The sequence below is a fragment of the Bacillus sp. TH22 genome (assembly GCF_016651015.1).
Classification (GTDB): Bacteria; Bacillota; Bacilli; order Bacillales; family Bacillaceae_G; genus Bacillus_A; species Bacillus_A mycoides.
The window spans coordinates 4,812,159-4,830,244 of sequence record NZ_JAEKER010000001.1 but is presented as its reverse complement, the minus strand read 5'-3'; the positions used below and the strand labels follow the sequence as shown (position 1 = coordinate 4,830,244).

The 18,086-nt window shown below is 34.6% G+C and carries 16 protein-coding genes and 1 pseudogene; 3 read left to right on the top strand and 14 right to left on the bottom strand.

The genetic code is table 11. The features are described from left to right. Positions 1-21: 21 nt before the first annotated feature. The 13 genes and pseudogenes from JFU18_RS24655 to hflX form a co-directional block, all read right to left on the bottom strand. A complete protein-coding gene (locus JFU18_RS24655; protein WP_002014461.1) occupies positions 22-1,230 on the bottom strand; it encodes a glycosyltransferase in 1,209 nt (402 codons plus the stop codon). A gap of 119 nt (positions 1,231-1,349) precedes the next feature. Continuing rightward, complete coding sequence (locus tag JFU18_RS24650; protein ID WP_002128602.1) at positions 1,350-2,522, bottom strand: glycosyltransferase family 1 protein; 1,173 nt, start codon at positions 2,520-2,522, stop codon at positions 1,350-1,352. 35 nt (positions 2,523-2,557) lie between these two features. Continuing rightward, positions 2,558-3,619 (bottom strand): EpsG family protein, encoded by a 1,062-nt coding sequence (locus JFU18_RS24645; RefSeq protein ID WP_201034224.1) that lies wholly within the window; start codon positions 3,617-3,619, stop codon positions 2,558-2,560. Positions 3,620-3,654: 35 nt separating this feature from the next. Further along, the gene (locus tag JFU18_RS24640; protein ID WP_201031628.1) at positions 3,655-4,548 is read right to left on the bottom strand and encodes a glycosyltransferase family 2 protein; all 894 of its coding nucleotides are present in this window, start codon (positions 4,546-4,548) and stop codon (positions 3,655-3,657) included. A 5-nt stretch (positions 4,549-4,553) separates the two neighbouring features. Next, a complete protein-coding gene (locus tag JFU18_RS24635; protein ID WP_201034225.1) occupies positions 4,554-5,663 on the bottom strand; it encodes a glycosyltransferase family 1 protein in 1,110 nt (369 codons plus the stop codon). Then, the gene (locus tag JFU18_RS24630) at positions 5,648-6,805 is read right to left on the bottom strand and encodes a glycosyltransferase family 4 protein (RefSeq protein WP_201034226.1); all 1,158 of its coding nucleotides are present in this window, start codon (positions 6,803-6,805) and stop codon (positions 5,648-5,650) included. Before JFU18_RS24630 ends, JFU18_RS24635 begins: the two co-directional genes overlap by 16 nt. Before the next feature lie 32 nt (positions 6,806-6,837). Continuing rightward, a pseudogene (locus JFU18_RS24625) lies at positions 6,838-8,665 on the bottom strand (polysaccharide biosynthesis protein). 300 nt (positions 8,666-8,965) lie between these two features. Further along, positions 8,966-9,628 carry a CpsD/CapB family tyrosine-protein kinase gene (locus tag JFU18_RS24620; protein ID WP_137058042.1) on the bottom strand — a complete coding sequence of 221 codons (663 nt, stop codon included), beginning with the start codon at positions 9,626-9,628 and terminating at the stop codon, positions 8,966-8,968. Beyond that, on the bottom strand, positions 9,577-10,317 hold the full coding sequence (locus JFU18_RS24615; protein ID WP_201034227.1) for a YveK family protein: 741 nt from the start codon (positions 10,315-10,317) through the stop codon (positions 9,577-9,579). The genes JFU18_RS24620 and JFU18_RS24615 overlap by 52 nt, the downstream gene beginning before the upstream one ends. A 269-nt stretch (positions 10,318-10,586) precedes the next feature. After that, entirely contained in the window at positions 10,587-11,921 is a 1,335-nt protein-coding gene (gene glnA, locus JFU18_RS24610; protein WP_201031632.1) for a type I glutamate--ammonia ligase, read from the bottom strand. A gap of 48 nt (positions 11,922-11,969) precedes the next feature. Continuing rightward, a complete protein-coding gene (gene glnR / locus JFU18_RS24605; RefSeq protein ID WP_002014475.1) occupies positions 11,970-12,359 on the bottom strand; it encodes a transcriptional repressor GlnR in 390 nt (129 codons plus the stop codon). A gap of 173 nt (positions 12,360-12,532) precedes the next feature. Continuing rightward, positions 12,533-13,804, bottom strand: a complete 1,272-nt coding sequence (locus JFU18_RS24600; RefSeq protein ID WP_002190425.1) for a methionine gamma-lyase family protein — start codon at positions 13,802-13,804, stop codon at positions 12,533-12,535. Beyond that, positions 13,797-15,068: a GTPase HflX gene (gene hflX, locus JFU18_RS24595; RefSeq protein ID WP_201034615.1), complete on the bottom strand. Its 1,272-nt coding sequence runs from the start codon at positions 15,066-15,068 to the stop codon at positions 13,797-13,799. Before hflX ends, JFU18_RS24600 begins: the two co-directional genes overlap by 8 nt. Before the next feature lie 92 nt (positions 15,069-15,160). Between hflX and JFU18_RS24590 the strand changes: the two genes are divergently transcribed. Further along, positions 15,161-15,784, top strand: coding sequence for a trimeric intracellular cation channel family protein (locus JFU18_RS24590; RefSeq protein WP_002014478.1), 624 nt, complete (start codon positions 15,161-15,163; stop codon positions 15,782-15,784). A gap of 99 nt (positions 15,785-15,883) precedes the next feature. After that, the gene (locus JFU18_RS24585; RefSeq protein WP_002087943.1) at positions 15,884-16,021 is read left to right on the top strand and encodes a hypothetical protein; all 138 of its coding nucleotides are present in this window, start codon (positions 15,884-15,886) and stop codon (positions 16,019-16,021) included. Positions 16,022-16,052: 31 nt separating this feature from the next. Here the strand turns inward: JFU18_RS24585 and spoVK are convergent, their stop codons facing one another. Continuing rightward, complete coding sequence (gene spoVK / locus JFU18_RS24580) at positions 16,053-17,009, bottom strand: stage V sporulation protein K (protein WP_201034229.1); 957 nt, start codon at positions 17,007-17,009, stop codon at positions 16,053-16,055. A 113-nt stretch (positions 17,010-17,122) separates the two neighbouring features. Between spoVK and JFU18_RS24575 the strand changes: the two genes are divergently transcribed. Next, a complete protein-coding gene (locus JFU18_RS24575) occupies positions 17,123-18,085 on the top strand; it encodes a tyrosine-type recombinase/integrase (protein ID WP_002128613.1) in 963 nt (320 codons plus the stop codon). Position 18,086: the final 1 nt, after the last annotated feature.

The following is an 18,086-nucleotide window of genomic DNA, read 5'->3' as shown; positions in this document are numbered from 1 at the left end:
TTTTTAGTTTTATAACTTAATCTATTCTAATTCAATTAACCTATATATCTTTTCCACTTCTATTTCATTACCATAATTTTTTTGGCTTACATTATTAACAATTTCACTTCTGAATTCAACATCATCAATCATTTTTTTTATTCCTTCGACAATTCCCTTTATACCCATTGGACAAATATATCCATCTACCCCGTTCTCCAGCTGACTTTTGGCAGTTGAAAAATTAGTTATTAATACTGGTTTCTTAAGAATTTGCGCTTCCCGAACTGTTACTGCCTTCCCTTCGTATCTAGAAGGTTGTACATAAATATCACATGCTTTTATGTACGGGTACGGATTAATCTTCTTACCTAGTAAAACAAATTCATCTTGAAGTCCTAATTTATCTATCAACAATTTAAGTTCCGCTTCTTGAGGCCCATATCCAACTATGTACCACTCGATATCATACCCTTGATCTAATAGTTTTCTAAGCGCATATATAGCGTCATCAATTCCCTTAGCATGAGAAAGTCTAGCAACAGTAACTAACTTGATTCGCTCTCTATTTATTGGTATTTCCTGAGTAATATCTCCTTCATTAGATTGTTCGCGAACAAATTCAGAATCTATTATATTTTCTATCACTTGCACCTTTTTATTAATATAAGGCAGACTATTCAGGAATGTATCTCTACAACTTTCGGAAACCGCCACAATATCATCCATTTTCCTCCACATTTTACATTCCATTTCTTTGTTAAGTTGTATGTTCGAATAATCAGTATGAATCCACCCAATTTTTCTTTTCGCTCGAACTTTATCCCCTATAAAATAATGCGGCCATAAAAAACTTATCGCAACATCGTACTCTTCTCGCAACTTTGGAAGAAATGGAAGAGATATTCTCCATCCATATTGAATGACGAAGTATCCAGGTTCTTTACTATTTACATATCGCCCATGCATAACGCCCATAATTCTCCCTATTATCCTAGTAATCCCAATTGAGTAATGCCCTTCTTGTAATATCTGCTTAATTGATTTTCTAAAAGTAGTATATTGTTGCAATTCCTCTAATAAATTCGGCTCTTTAGGTAGTAAAGAGAAAAATCCACCTTCATGTTTAAATAACATTAAATCTATATCATACTTACTGTAATCAATTGTATTTAATAAACCAATCAAACTTCTTTCTACTCCACCAATTTCCATATCAAAAGATGTAATTAATATTCTTTTCTTTTTCATTATAGGATACCTCACAAAATCTATTATTGATTTCTCTTCCTCATTTTATATTTGTATTTTGCTGTTACGCTCAACAAATCTCCTTATACATCAGACATATAAAATGAAAATAAATTAGATTATCCTATTTCTTCCTTGCGCACAATTCCATATAACGATAGCCACTCGTAAATGTTATCGTTAATATCAAAGCCTAATTTCGATATATTGTTAATTATGAATTCCCTGTCAGGTCTTTCTTTTAACAAGGCTTTATAAATTTCTTTACACCATATTTCAATTTCTTCATCTAAGTCAACAAATGACATTATCCCTAACCCCATATCAGTATTATTAGGTAGCGTATCTGCTACAACACATGGTACACCTGCAGATTGCGCTTCTAAAGTTACAATACCAAACCCCTCAAACAAAGAAGGAAAAATAAAAACATCAAAACTCTTCATGAGTCGTGGAATATCCTTCCTAACCCCCAAAAATCTAATATTTTCAAAAATCCCTAATTGCTTTGCTTTTAATTCAATAGAAATCCTTAACGGGCCATCTCCTACTAAAATAGCAACAAAATTTGAATCTCGTTTTAAAATTTGCTTTAAAACTTTTAGGATAAAAATATGATTCTTTGACTCTGAAAAACTTCCTATATGTCCTATTAATTTTGTTGCATTCGGTATATTAAGTTCCCTTCTTACGCTGACACTACTCCCAGCGTCTATATCAGTAAATTGATTAATATCTATACCGTTTTTAATTAGTTCTATCCTCTCACTATGAAGCATCCTTTCGCCAAATAAAAAACGTGCTGCTTCAACGCTGCACGCACAATAATTAGTTCCAGCATATTTAATAATAGATTGCAAAACCTTTAGGATAACTCTTGCTTTTATTCCAGAGTCTTGTGGCCAATTATTACTATGCGAATGACAAATCCTCTTTTTTATACCAGCTATTTTTGCCGCTACAGCAACGAAACCACCTTGATAATCCGTATGTGCATGTACAACTTCATATTGATTATCCGACATAATTTTCACAAGTTCTTTAACATAGGAAAAAGGTCCTATTTGTCCTAAACTAGGTACCTTATATATTCTCCCACCTAACGCCATTATTTCATCTTCATAATCATTTTTCTCATTTCGATGAGATACAAAATCAAACTGAAGCTGCCTCTTATCTATTTTCCTATATATATTCATTAGTAACGTTTCAGCTCCCCCGCGATTCAGAGCGCTGACAATGTGTAAAACCTTCTTTTTATTTTTAGGTCTAAGCTTAGAATCTATCCCCATTTAACAATCCTCTCCCAGCATCTTGCACTTTATTATCAAAGTAGGTTGCTCTTATAGATAATTCCCAGAGTAATTACATGTTCATATACAAAATAAATAAAATAGCACACTAGAACTGCATAATAAATCAACTTTTGATCTTTATCTGTAAATGACTTCACAACCCAAGAGATTAATATTAACTGATACAATCCAAAATATATGGAGAATCTAGCAAATATCCAATTTTGTGTTGAAATAATCATAAAAATAAGACCTAATATAGACATATTTACAATATAATCACTTTCAGGGAATAACGCCCTCATTTTATCTTTCCCAAGGTAAGCCAGTATAATTGGCACTATACTCACAGCAACCCTAAGTATATTGGCACCACCTTCATGAAATTCCTTATATTGACCATATTGAGTATTTCCAATTGCCGAAAATAAAACTTCCGAAAACTGATTAAAACCTATAACTACACATACTGCTAAAAAAAGAAGCAAATATGTCGTTCCTGACCAGGCTTTTTTTCTTACAAAAAAGTAGATTGGCATAAGAACTAATGCACTTGCATGAAATGTTGATGCGCATAATACAATTGCCATATATTTTTTCCATTTTCCTTCAAAAATATATTTTGTGGCAGCAAAAATAATTGCAGCGGCTAAATATTGTCTAATCCCATTCATTGATGTTAAATACATACCCGACGTAATATAAACATATAAACTCAATTCAATTAGTCTTGAATATTTATATAGTGTTGCTACAATCAGTACATTTGTTATCAATGCTGTAGTAAAAACCATTACTTGAGGATCATCCGCATATTTTTTCAAAACCATTTGAAAAATATTAAAGCCCATGTCTTTGTTAGTTTGAACATACTCCCAATTAAACTCCGTTATTTTATATGCATGCATATAAAAATAAGTATCCCCAATATTATTCCGAAGTCCCGCTACCAATACAAGTGATAGAGCCGCCATTAAAACCAATAATCTATTTGGCTTTATCAATGTAAAATTATTAGTTACAGGTATAGCAAAATACCTTGCAAAAAATGCGAGTATGAATACGATAAAAAGATTCATCCAAAGTATAGTCATTATTATGTCCTCTCATTTACTTACTAAGTAAATCCCTATATATTTACTTCCATTCTTGTTTTCATTGTAATGTAACTATAAAGAATAACTCCAAATGGCAATGCGCAAATCGTAAGACCTTTGCATGGCGACTCTTGCATAAATCTTTTATTTTTCGCTATAAAACTACTAGATACATAATGTACAGCTTGCCTATACTTGAATACTCGATTAGTAAATGGTAATTTCATAAGTTCCTTACGATAAAAAGCAAAACCTCTTGGATTTTTACGATATTGATTTAGCATATTCATTGATGAACCGTCAGGCATGTATTCAACATAGCAAAGAGGTTCGTTCATCAGTAACATCTCATACTGCTGATCTAACATATAATATTTATATGCTAATCCAACATATTTTTCATTTTTAAAAATTGGGTATGGATATTTCTTAGTCAATTCTGTGCGATAGACCAATTTTTTATCACCTGTGACACCATGTTTATTGTAAAGATTAAACAACGTGGAATATTTAAGGTTTTCTGGTAACTCCGAGCCAATTATTTGTCCATCTATATACAAATCTAGTCCGATTATCCCACTAACTTCATCACTTCCATAGCTATTCCAAAAAGAAATAATTTTCTCTACGGCATCATCTGGCATATAATCATCAGAATCAATACAAACATTTAACTCCGTTTCAATTAACCCATATGCTGTATTATGAGCACCATGCATCCCTTGATTTGGTTGCCAATGATACCTTATTTTTATATGTCCCTCGAAAATCCAATTATTCACCAACTCTTTCGTGTGATCACTAGATCCATCATCTATAATGAGCCATACAAAGTTCTTGCATGTTTGACGTTTTAAACTCTCATAACAATTTTGAAGACAATATGCTCTATTATAAGTAGGGGTGAAAATTGTTAAATTTTCCAAATTACTCACCTCGAAAGTACGGAATAATAGTCTTGAGTTAATTCTGCCGTATGTTTTATATCGTAGCCTTTCTCCCAAAATACTTGAGCTGGTATTTCCCTCGGAAAATTACTAATTTCTATATTTTTCATTTTTTCTATCCAAGCCATTTTATCTGCTAGAGGAACATGTTCAACTAGATTCATTCCCAAATCCACTTCTTTCGTAATAGCATCCGATATGATACAAGGTAAACCAACCCCTTGCGCCTCTACAAGTGTGACTGGTAATCCCTCATGAATAGACGGAAAAACAAATACATCAAATGCTTGAAGTATCCTTTCTATATCACTTCGTACCCCCAGAAACCTTATGTGATTCTCCATGTTCAAATCTTTTACCTTTTTTTCCATTTCCAAACGAAGCGGCCCTTCTCCAGCTAATAAAAGTATTGAATTTGGCCGAAATTGAGTTAACTGAGCAAATAAATCTATAAGATAGGTATGATTTTTTTGATAAGCGAATCTTCCGACATGACCTATAACAAACGCTTCCTGTTCAATTTGTAATTCCTTTCTTACTTGTTTTCTTATTTCAGGACGGAACAAAAATCTATCACAATCAATTCCATTTTTTAAGATTTTGGCTGTATCAGCTTTATCTGCAAATAACCATCTCGCAGCTGCATTTGAGCATGCTAACAAATGCGTTGCACATGTACCTATAGATTTTCCTGCATACCATTTATAGATTTTTGCAGTAGCACCACCTTCACTACTAGTATTGTGACTATGCGCAATCCTAACTGGTACCCTTGCTTTTTTAGCTGAACGAAGTACTAATCCACTCATTTTATCCATATGTGAATGAACGATTTTATATTGTGGATGAGAGCTAAAGAAGGTATTTAATGCCTTTATATAGCCTCTATGACCAACATCCGTAACATATGGAATTCTATGAACTTTTCCACCTAACTTTACTATTTCTTCATCAAACACTCCTTCTTTACATGTTAAAAAATCAAATTGAACTTTGGAACGATCTATATTGCGATATAAATTCATAATTAAAGTTTCTGCTCCGCCTCTATTCATATTTACGACTACATGTAATACTCTTAATGGAGTACCCAATTTAAATCCTCCATTTCACCCATAAATGTTGTATAGATTTCTTGTTTCTCCTTTAACACTTCATTTACTGAATATTGATTTTTAATACTAGTACATCCATACTGCCCCATCTGAGCTAATACTTTAGGGTTTATAGAAATACCCTTTATCCTGTCAGCCATTGCTTTTATATCATTACGATCTACAATCCAACCATTTTTATTATTAATAATCAATTCCCTATGTCCCCGGTTATCAGTAGCTACAACCGGAAGTCCACAAGCCATGGCTTCCATAATATTAACTGGCAAACCTTCCCTGTAACTAGATGCAACTGCAAGATCAGACATCTGTAGTAAGGAAGCTATATCATTTCTGTAACCGAGAAAATGAACCATGTTAGTCACTCCTAGTTGAGTAGCTATTTTTTTACACTCTTCCATTAACGGTCCTTCGCCAGCAAGCAAAAGCTTCGCATGTGGCATTTCATTTTTCAATTGTGCTAATACATGGATTAAAAAGTTTTGATTTTTATTCTTATTAAATTCAGCAGCATAAAACATTAAAAAATCTTGTGATTTATAGCCACATTGTAGCTTTAATTCTCGTTTCTCAATTTCAGTTACAGGAGTAAACCGTTGTACATCTATTCCTACACCGTGAACTAGCTTAATATCTCTCACTGGAAAGCGATGTTTAACTGCTAAATCATAATCTTCTTGGTTAATTGTTATTAGACAATCCGTATGAGAAGCTAGAATTCTTTCAATTGGATAATAAAGCAACCAATTCATATACGGTGATCCTTTACAAAAGTGAAATCCATGTGCTGTATATACGACTTTCGTTCCTTGCCGCCTGGCTTTCTGAGCAGCTAACCGAGCAATTACTCCTCCCATAGGCGTATGACAATGAATGATATGATATTTATTTTGATCAATAATTGATTTTAGTTTTTTATATGCGTGGAGGTTTTGTATACTAAGAGGTGATCTTTGAATAGGAATATTATATTTTCGAGTTACGTACGGAAGATGTATATTCCCATTCGCTGCAACATGTACTTCCCATCCTTGTTCTGAAAACCATTTCAAATACGGTAAATGAAAAGCCTTAAAATGATAATCTACAGTTGCACAAAACAGAACTTTTTTAGACACCATCCCACGCACCCGTCTTATATAAATTTTTTCTATTAACCTGATACAGGTATTAACAGTTTTAAAGTTTTACGCTGATTTACTAACTTTAACAATCGTTTTCTTAATTCTACTTCGTTTAAATCTGTATAACTTGAAATAAACTCTTCAATTTCTTCTATACGAACATTCATTTCTTGTCCTACGTAAATCCTCGGATAAATTTGCTTTTCATTCATTTCATCTTCTTTTAGTAATTCTTCAAAAAGTTTCTCCCCTGGGCGTATACCAGTAAATTCTATTCCTATTTCATCCACAGAATTTCCTGATAATCGAATAAGATTTTTGGCAAGGTCGACTATTTTCACTGGTTCTCCCATGTCCAATACAAAAATCTCTCCACCTTTAGCTAAAGCACCAGCTTGCACTACGAGTCTTGATGCTTCCGGGATTGTCATAAAATACCGAACCATATCAGGATGAGTAACTGTAACTGGTCCACCATTTTGAATTTGCTTCTTAAATAAAGGTATAACACTCCCTCTACTTCCTAAGACATTCCCAAAGCGTACAGTAACAAACTTTGTATGACTTATTTTATCTTTATGTTGAATTACCATCTCAGCTAATTTCTTTGTTGCTCCCATAACACTCGTCGGATTCACAGCTTTATCAGAGGAAATCATAACAAACGTTCCTACTCCATGTGCTCTCGCTGCCTCTGATACATTCATAGTTCCAATCAAATTATTTTTAACAGCCTCTTCAGGATTATTCTCCATTAGTGGTACATGTTTATGTGCAGCTGCATGATATACAACATTTGGAAGATGTTTATTCATTATTAAATTCATCTTTTTTTCATCTTGTATATCTGCGATTTCAGGAATAAACGTGCCTTTCATATCTCCATATTTTCTGTTTAATTCCATTTCTATAGAATAAATACTGTTCTCCCCATGCCCTAGTAAAATCAACCTTTTCGGCCTAAATTTTGCAATTTGTCTACAAATTTCCGAACCAATTGAACCTCCTGCACCAGTAACTAAAATAACTTTGTTAGTTATATAATCTGAAATAACATCCACATCAAGTTCTACAAGATCGCGCCCTAATAAATCTTCTACTTGAACATCTCTGAATTCGTTCACCGATACTTTACCCGTTACTAAGTCTTCTAACATCGGAAGAATTTGAGTTTTCACTTCTGTTTTTAAACATCTTTTCAAAATAACATTTTGCTCTCTTTTGTTTAATGAAGGAATTGCTAAAATTATTATTTCAATATTCATTTTTTTAACAACGTACTCAATTTGATTCTTACCACCAATTACTGGAATACCCCAAATATCAAGGTTATGTTTTTTTACATTATCATCAATAAATGCGACTGGCATTAATTCGGCAGCACTATTCTTTAACAGCTGCCTTGCAACCATTGTCCCAACGAGATCCCGCACCAACAATTAACGTTCTTTTTTTATCACCCTTTTTTACATAATAAATATCTCTGTACATTCTCCATATAAAACGTGAACCACCAATTAATAAAATATGAATCATCCAAGTTACAACTAACAGCCGAAAATACATTTTTTGCATGATTAGTTGCTGCACAACTGCTGTAGCAATTATAGAAAATGTAACAACTTTGCATATAATGAGTAATTCTCCTATACTTGCATATTCCCAATCTTTATTATACAACTTATATATTAAAGCAAATAAATGATGACTGACTAATAGAGTGATAGAGCTAATAATTGATGATAAAGTGATAACACTAAAGCTAGCATTTACAAAGAAATAACTAAAGAAAATAGCACTTAACACAATCATTGAATCCATTAAAAGCAATAACGATATCCTCCGTCGATACGTCATGTAACTTCCTCCTTTAATCAATTCCATACTTAACTCTTTCAAATTTAAAGTTGCTAACTATATTCTCTTTATTAAAAACACATAGTTAGAAACTTTAATAAAATAGGGGCATCTAACCCTCCCTCACATTACACTCTTGATGACTCGCATCTAAGGTTGTTTTCACAACCCACAGCATAATCGAGTGCCTCCGTTGATAGCGGTAAGGAGACATCACCACATCGTAGCTCTTTAAAAAAATTCTTTATAAAGAACATCTTAATATAAGGATATTTTTTTAAAAAAGTACATTTATGTTATTTATACTTTTCCATTCAAAATCGCACCTAATATCCTACTTTTCGTAAAACTTAACGCCCTTTTCGTTTCAAGCGCATCTTCATTCACAGTATGATTGTAACGTATCACCAATAATACACCTTCACACTTATCAGCCAATACACTTGTATCTGTTACTTCTAGTACAGGAGAAGAATCAAATAATATAATATCATATCGTTCCATTGCATTTTGAACTAACATATCCATTGCACTCGAACTAAGTACTTCGGATGGATTGAATGGTACCGGTCCGCTAGTTAATACATCCAGACTTTCCATCTCTGTTTTTTTCACGGCGCCCTCTAAAGTTGTTTTTCCGTTCAATATATCAATTAATCCAACTGTATTTTCTACTCCAAACATTTCATGAATCGTTGGTGTTCGTAAATTTGCATCTATTACCAATACTTTTTCACCTTTTTGTGCTATTGAGACTGCTAAATTAACTGTAATCGTTGATTTTCCTTCACCATACCTCGGAGAAGTAATAACTATAGTTCTGCTTTTATGAATAGATGAAGATAATTGAAGGTTTGTTCGAAGCGAACGATACTGCTCCGAAATTTTCGATCTTGGAGCGGTATGTACAATTATACTTTCTCCTTTAACTTTATTTGTTTTTCGTCTATTTTTGTAAGCCACTCCGTTCCCTCCCCCAATAATACCGTATTTTTTTTACTGAATTTGTCTTTCACATTTTTTCTATTCATTTTAGATATTCCGCCCAAAACAGGGACATCTAACAATTGTTCAATTCGCCGTTCCGATTTGATTCTCTCATCAAGTGAATCCAATAAAAAAATGAATCCAATACTGAGCACCATACCTATAGAGAATGCAATTAGTATCGTCTTAAAGTGATTTATATTTATAGGCATAGAATGTTTTTGAACTGGGTCTTCTGGTAATATACTCACATTATTAAAATTCAGTATATTCGCTACTTCTTTCTTATAAACAGCGGCTGTAGTATTTGCAATTTTATGAGCAAGCATAGGATCTATATCCACTACATTTATTCTCATAATCTGGGACCCTTGCACACTTTCTGTACTTATTTGTCCACTTAATGCACCTGCAGATCTGTTAATATTCAATTCAGCAGCCACTTTTTCTAATATTACAGGCTCATTTACCATCGCTTTCAATGTATTCATCGTTTCAGCATTAGCTTGAACAATAACCCTTGCTGAAGAGGCATATAATGGTGTTTTTACATATATAGTATACATCGCTCCTGCTACTGTTGTGAGAGTTGTAAATAATAGAATGATCCAAATTCTTTTCCGTATAATAGTAAATAGATTTTTCAAATTTATTTCCTTATCCATAACTTCCCTCCTCATTTAAAACCAATGAGCTTCAACTTGAAATTGACATCGAAAACTTAAGAAAAAAACAATATTTTCATTCTTTTTAATATACAAACATTTCTAGTTAATGCCATTTTAGTTCTTTATACAGAACGAGTCAACACAAATTATTTTCACTAAATTACTTCCTGATGACACTAAAAAAATTGCGACAATATTCGTGTTTTTTCACTGTAGATAAATGACGAAAAAACCCTAATACCGTAGTATTAGGGTTTTTTTCTCTCTTAGTATAGAGACATATATTGATCGCGTTCCCATTGGTGAACTTGCGTGCGGAAAATATCCCACTCAATTTCTTTTGCTTCAATGAAGTGCTCAAGTAAATGATCACCTAATGCGCCACATACGATTTCATTAGATTGTAAAATAACTAACGCTTGCGCTAATGTTGCTGGCAAGTCAACGATACCTGCTTCTTCGCGCTCTTCTTTTGTCATTACATAGATGTTACGATCTACTGCAGCTGGCGGAGTTAATTTGTTTTTAATTCCGTCAAGACCTGCTGCTAATAATGTAGCCATTACTAAATATGGGTTTGCAGCTGGGTCAACACTACGTACTTCTACGCGTGTACTAATACCACGAGATGCAGGGATACGCACTAATGGACTACGATTTTGTGCAGACCATGCTACGTAACATGGAGCTTCATATCCAGGTACTAAACGCTTGTAAGAGTTTACAGTTGGGTTTGCTACCGCTGTAAATGCTGGTGCATGTTTTAAAATACCTGCGATGAAGTGACGAGCATCATCACTTAATTGTAAATCACCGTTTTGGTCGAAGAATACGTTCTCACCATTTTTAAATAGTGATAAGTTACAGTGCATACCTGAACCGTTCACACCGTATAATGGTTTCGGCATAAATGTTGCGTGTAAACCATGTTTACGAGCAATCGTTCTTACAACAAGCTTGAATGTTTGAATGTCATCACATGAGCGAATTGCATTTGCATATTTAAAGTCAATTTCATGTTGACCTGGCGCAACCTCATGGTGAGATGCTTCAATTTCAAAGCCCATTTCTTCAAGTTCAAGAACGATATCACGACGACAGTTTTCCCCTAGATCCATCGGCGCAAGGTCGAAGTATCCACCGTTATCGTTTAACTCTAATGTTGGATTTCCTTTTTCATCAACTTTAAATAGGAAGAATTCTGGCTCTGGTCCAAGATTGAAATCTGAGAATCCTAATGCTTCCATTTCTTTTAACACACGCTTTAAGTTGTTACGTGGGTCGCCATCAAATGGAGTACCATCAGCATTGTAAATATCACAGATTAAACGAGCTACTTTACCTTTTTCAGCTGTCCAAGGGAAAATTACCCAAGTATCTAAATCCGGATATAAATACATATCAGATTCTTCAATACGTACGAAACCTTCAATAGAAGATCCATCAAACATCATTTTGTTATCAAGAGCTTTTGTTAATTGGCTCACTGGAATTTCTACGTTTTTAATTACCCCTAAAAGGTCCGTAAATTGCAGACGGATATACTTTACATTCTCTTCTTTCGCCAAACGGAAAATATCTTCTTTTGTGTACCTAGCCATTATAAATTCCTCCTTAGTCCCTCTAAACACCTTCAGAATCAGTTATCTTTAGTGAAAAAACCTTGAAATGTCACCTTGTCGCAATGAAGTCCGATTAAATCTACCTGTATGTTGCAGTTCATCTCGAAGAATTTTGCGAAGCTCGGATTTTGAAATTTCTTTCGTTTCTTCTTTTACTTTCACTGCTTCTGTTTGATTTTCTTTCATTTGCAATACTTGTTTAATTCCGGCCATATTTAAGCCTTGATCTAACAAATCTTTAATTTCCAACAATTTATCTACATCGTTAAATGAAAATAATCTACGATTCCCTTTTGTACGGGTTGGAAAAATAAGATTATGCTCTTCATAGTAGCGAATTTGACGTGCAGATAATTGTGTTAAATCCATTACAATACCAATTGGAAACAGCGGAGCAGAACGTCTATCTTCTTTCATTGTTTCAGTTCCTCCTTCGCCTTAACTGTTTCTCATTTTATACCATGTTATGTTTAGTGTCAATAGATGTTAGCTTTTCTTACATGATTTTTTTGTGAATTTTTTCATTTTTTTCTAATGGCACAAATCATTACTTTCACACGAAAAAAGCTGCCGAAATCGACAGCTTTCCTTTAAGAAATTGTTAATAATTTTTTTTCAATTAACGCATCAATCGCAGAACAAATCGCAATCTTTACATGCGAATAAGTTAACCCACCTTGCACGTAAGCAACATAAGGCGGACGAATCGGACCATCAGCCGACAGCTCAATACTTGCACCTTGAATAAACGTCCCCGCAGCCATAATTACATCATCTTCATAACCCGGCATATAGTTTGCATATGGAGTGAAATGAGAATTAATTGGAGATGCATATTGAATCGCTTGACAGAACGCAATCATACGATCTTTATCATCAAATTGAACAGACTGAATTAAATCTGTTCTTGGTGCATTCCAAGCTGGTGATGTATTCATCCCTAACTTTTCTAAAAATGCAGCTGTAAAAATCGCACCTTTTAGCGCTTGTCCCGCTACATGCGGCGCTAAGAAGAAACCTTGATACATTTCTTGCAAACTGTATAAAGATGCCCCTGCTTCCGCACCGATTCCTGGAGATGTTAGACGATATGCACACGCTTCAACATACTGCTCTTTACCAACAATGTAACCACCAGTTTTAACAATTCCACCGCCAGGATTCTTAATAAGAGAGCCTGCCATTAAGTCCGCACCAACATGACATGGCTCTTCTTCTTCAATAAATTCGCCATAGCAGTTATCTACAAATACAACAACATCAGGTTTAATCTCTTTCACAAACGCAATCATCTCTTTAATTTGTGAAACAGTAAACGACGGACGAGTAGCATATCCTTTTGAACGCTGAATACCAATCATCTTCGTATTACTATGGATCGCAGCTGCAACAGCTTCAAAGTCCACAAATCCCTCTTCAGTTAACGGAACTGCGTTATAACCAATATTATATTCTTTAAATGAGCCTACACCTTTTCCGCGTACACCAACGATTTCTTCTAACGTATCATATGGTTTTCCTGTTATGTATAGCAGTTCATCTCCTGGACGTAAAATACCGAATAGAGCTGTCGAAATTGCGTGAGTACCTGAAATAATTTGCGGACGAACAAGACCCGCTTCTGCCCCAAATACATCAGCATACACTTTTTCTAACGTGTCACGACCAATATCATCATAACCATAACCTGTCGTCGGAATAAAATGCGAATCGCTAATTTTGTGTTTACGAAAACTTTCTAATACACGAAATTGGTTACTCTCAATCACTTCATCCACATGTTTATGTACTTCTATAATTTGACTTTCTACTTCTTTTACGATTGGAGCAATTTTTTCTCCATTTTTCAAACGATCAAACATTATTTTCTCCTTCTTCCACTAAAAATCTCTTTAATTGCCCCTTAAGCGATGAATGAGCAAATATATACCCTGTACAATCATATACAAATTTATCTTCTAGAAACTCCATTTTAGTTAATATTGTTCCTGTCTTTAAAAGCGTTAATAACCTACCTTCACTCGGAGGGATTTCCACTTGATAATCATCCATTTCTTCCTTCATCTTCGTTTCTAGCGCTTCTTTTATACGCAATAAATCACTTTCTTCAAAAGCACTAGTCATTAAGAAATCACTTTTCGGAAATGGAATGAAGTTTTGATGCAATTTATCTTTTTTATTATATAACGTAATAATAGGAATACGATTAATTTCAAGGTCCGACAATAATTGTTTTACTGTCTGCTCATGCCCTACATAATTAGGATCTGCAGAATCAACAACATGTAAAATAACATCCGCTTCCCCAGCTTCTTCTAACGTAGATCGAAAAGCAGCAATTAGTGACGTAGGTAAATCTTGTATAAAACCAACCGTATCAGTCAAAAGCACTGTATAACCAGAAGGTAACGGCATCTTTCTTGTCGTCGGATCTAGCGTTGCAAACAATAAGTTTTCTTCAAAGGTATCAGCTTCCGTTAATCTATTAAACAACGTAGATTTTCCTGCATTTGTATACCCAATTAACGCAACTTGAAACACTTTATTATCTTTTCTTCTCTCACGATATCTCTTTCGATGCTCCACAACAACCGCAAGTTGTCTCTTTATTTCATCAATACGAGATCGAATATGACGACGATCTGTCTCAAGCTTCGTCTCTCCTGGTCCCCTTGTACCAATTCCACCACCAAGACGTGATAAAGCAAGACCTTGTCCCATAAGGCGAGGCATTGTATATTGCAATTGAGCTAATTCTACTTGAAGCTTACCCTCTCTCGATTTCGCACGTTGCGCAAAAATATCTAGTATTAACTGCGTTCGGTCAATCACTCTCGCATCTAATACTGAAGATAAATTCCGAATTTGACTTGGTGTTAACTCATTATTAAAAACAATAACAGCTGGTTCTAATTCTTCCGTCAACGCTGCAAGCTCTTCTAGTTTACCTTTTCCTATATAAGTCGCCGGATGAAACTTCGGGCGCTTTTGCGTCGTTGATACTAACACTTCCGCTCGCGCAGTTTTCGCTAGCGATGCAAGCTCTTTCATGGAATGCATAAATTTTTCATCATCATCTTGTGGCAATTGACAGCCAACTAATATGATTTTTTCTTTTTCTTCCATCAAATATGTTCACTCATCCTTTTCGAAATTTAAACCTTCTAATATAATAGCAGAGGAAGCACATTTCATCTAGTTAGCGGGGGAGAAAATTCATGGCATGGGAGATTTTTAGCATCATAGGCACAATCGCTTTCGCACTAAGCGGAGCCATTGTTGCAATGGAAGAGGATTATGATATTTTCGGGGTATATATTTTAGGAATGGCAACCGCATTTGGGGGAGGTGCCCTTCGTAATTTATTAATCGGTTATCCAATCGTCGCGTTTTGGCAACAAGACATGTTATTCCAAATCGCACTATTATCAATGACGATCATTTTTCTTTTTCCTAATAAATTAATTAAGCATTGGAAAAAGTGGGAAAACATCACAGATGCCATCGGCTTATCAGCGTTCGCCGTACAAGGAGCTCTATACGCCCAAAAATTAAATTTACCAATTAGCGCTACAATTGTAGCTGCTGTTTTAACTGGCATTGGCGGCGGTATTATTCGTGATCTTTTAGCACGTAGAAAACCTCTCGTCCTTCGAGCTGATGTATATGCGTTTTGGACGATTTTAGCCGGCTTTTTGATTGGCGCTAAAGTCATCGTTAGCGATTGGGCTCTATACACCTTATTCATTTTAATTGTTTGCTTCCGCATGGTTTCTATTCATTACAAATGGCATTTACCGCATAGACGCATCGATACAAAGGAGCGCTCAATGCATAAATAGCAATCTAACCTCTTTACATATCGTAAAGAGGTTTTTCTTTTCTAACGAGTTTTTCTTTACATAATGTTTATACTAATTTTTAAAGCGAGGTGAATGCAAATGACAAACCATGTTAATAAAGGAGCTCAAAAAAGCTCAGTAAACCAATTTGGACATGATCCAAATTCAGCGCACGAAAAGAGCGCTAAAATGGAACGTCTTCATAAAACTCACCAAGAAAAAGCAAAAAAAGAGTAAACGAACTTATGCATAAAAACAGACGCACAGTCTACGTACTGTGCGTCTCCTCTTCAAGCATTAAATCCATACTTGATATCCCAATTAAATCATATTTATCATACGTATCCCCTTGTAACAATCGCATAGCTTGTGTACGAATCGATTTTTCAACAATATTCCGTACGTATCGCCCATTACTAAACGATGTAATTTGCGACGAATACTTTACCGCATGTAAATGATCTCGAAATTTCCACTCCGCTTCTTTAGATAACTGATATTCACGCTCCTCATACATTCTCTTTCCAATTTCCAACAGCTGATTTACCGAGTAATCCGCAAATTCAATAATAAATGGAAAACGAGATTGTAACCCTGGATTTAATGAAAGAAAATGATTCATCTCTCTTGAATATCCAGCTAAAATTAATACAAAACCGTGCTGCTTATCTTCCATATGCTTCACAAGTGTATCAATAGCTTCCTTCCCAAAATCCTTCTCTCCCCCCCGCGCTAAAGAATACGCCTCATCAATAAACAAAATACCTCCCATGGCCTTTTTTATTAAATCTCTCGTCTTTTGCGCTGTATGACCGATATACTCCCCCACAAGATCAGCACGTTCTGCTTCAACTAAATGCCCCTTCGATAAAATATTCATCTCAAACAACAATTTCCCTATCATTCTAGCAACGGTTGTCTTCCCAGTACCGGGATTCCCCCTAAATAACATGTGAAGCACTTGCTTCTCAGATTTCAACCCCATCTCTTGTCTTTTTTTATTTACATAAATCCAAGCATAAATTTCTTTTATTATCTTTTTTATTTCATCCATCCCAACAAGCTTTCCCATCTCTTCTTCAATTCTCTGCAACATCTCATGTTTAGTAGTGGTTTCACTTGAAATTACCGTTTTATTTTCTGATGCCGGTAACGAAATTTTCTTTCGATGGTTTAATACAATATTAATTTGATTGTTATTTTTCTTACGCATCGATTGTTCCATACAATCACCTCATTTTATCCACTCACCAAATATTATTATTCCAGTCCCTCTTGCAAATGCCTATTTTCAGAAAAGTTTGCTATAATATAAGAAATAATCAAGGTGGTGGGACTATGGAAACAACGGAATTCCATGATACAATACAAGCCTTTTCTATTTTTTTATTGAATAAAGGCCGAAAGTCTTCAACCATTAAACGTTATGTTTATGACATTGAAGATTTTGGACATTGGTTAGAAAAAAACAAAAAGCTCCCTTCCAGTAATATATGGGCAACACTTTGTACAAAAGACTATGAAGATTACTTTTCAGACTTAAAAAAGAATCGACACTACTCTGAGAAAACAATGCATCGTGTATTTATTGTATTAAATAGAATGCATCATTTTCTTAACATTCCAAATCCATTGAATGATATGGAAATTACTATTCAACCAAACCGTGCATTGCGTAATGAAGATTTCATTTCATCCGATGAAGAAAAAAGATTAAAGCATATAGTCACTTCATTAGAAGGACTTTCAGAAAAACAACGTCCCGTTCGTCCATTATTAATGGATCGTAATATCGCCATTTTAAGTATATTAATCGACTACGGACTATCCTTACAAGAGCTTACAGCATTAACTATGCATCACGTTCATTTTGAAACTAATACACTTTCTATTCCAGCAACCGCAGGAGTAGAAAGAACAATCACATTAGCAATCGAAGACAAAAAACAACTGTACACATATTATAAAAGTATTCCAGAACCAGTTCGTCCTAAATACCATAGTAATGACCCGTTGTTTGTTGCATTCGATTTTAACCGCGGAACATACAGATGGGTATACGAAAACGATGCACCAAAAGCACTAACAGAAATCGCTATCCAAAAAATGATCCGACTTGAAGTAGCAAGAGCGAATTTACGTAAAGGCATTTCTGGACAACATTTCCGGAACACATTTATTTTACGCCTAATAAAAAAACAAACCCCAGAGCCAGAAATCATAAAATTAGTTGGCTTCAAATCAAAAATTTCACTAAAGCGATATTATCAATATGCTGAAAATAAAAAAAACGCCCTATAAT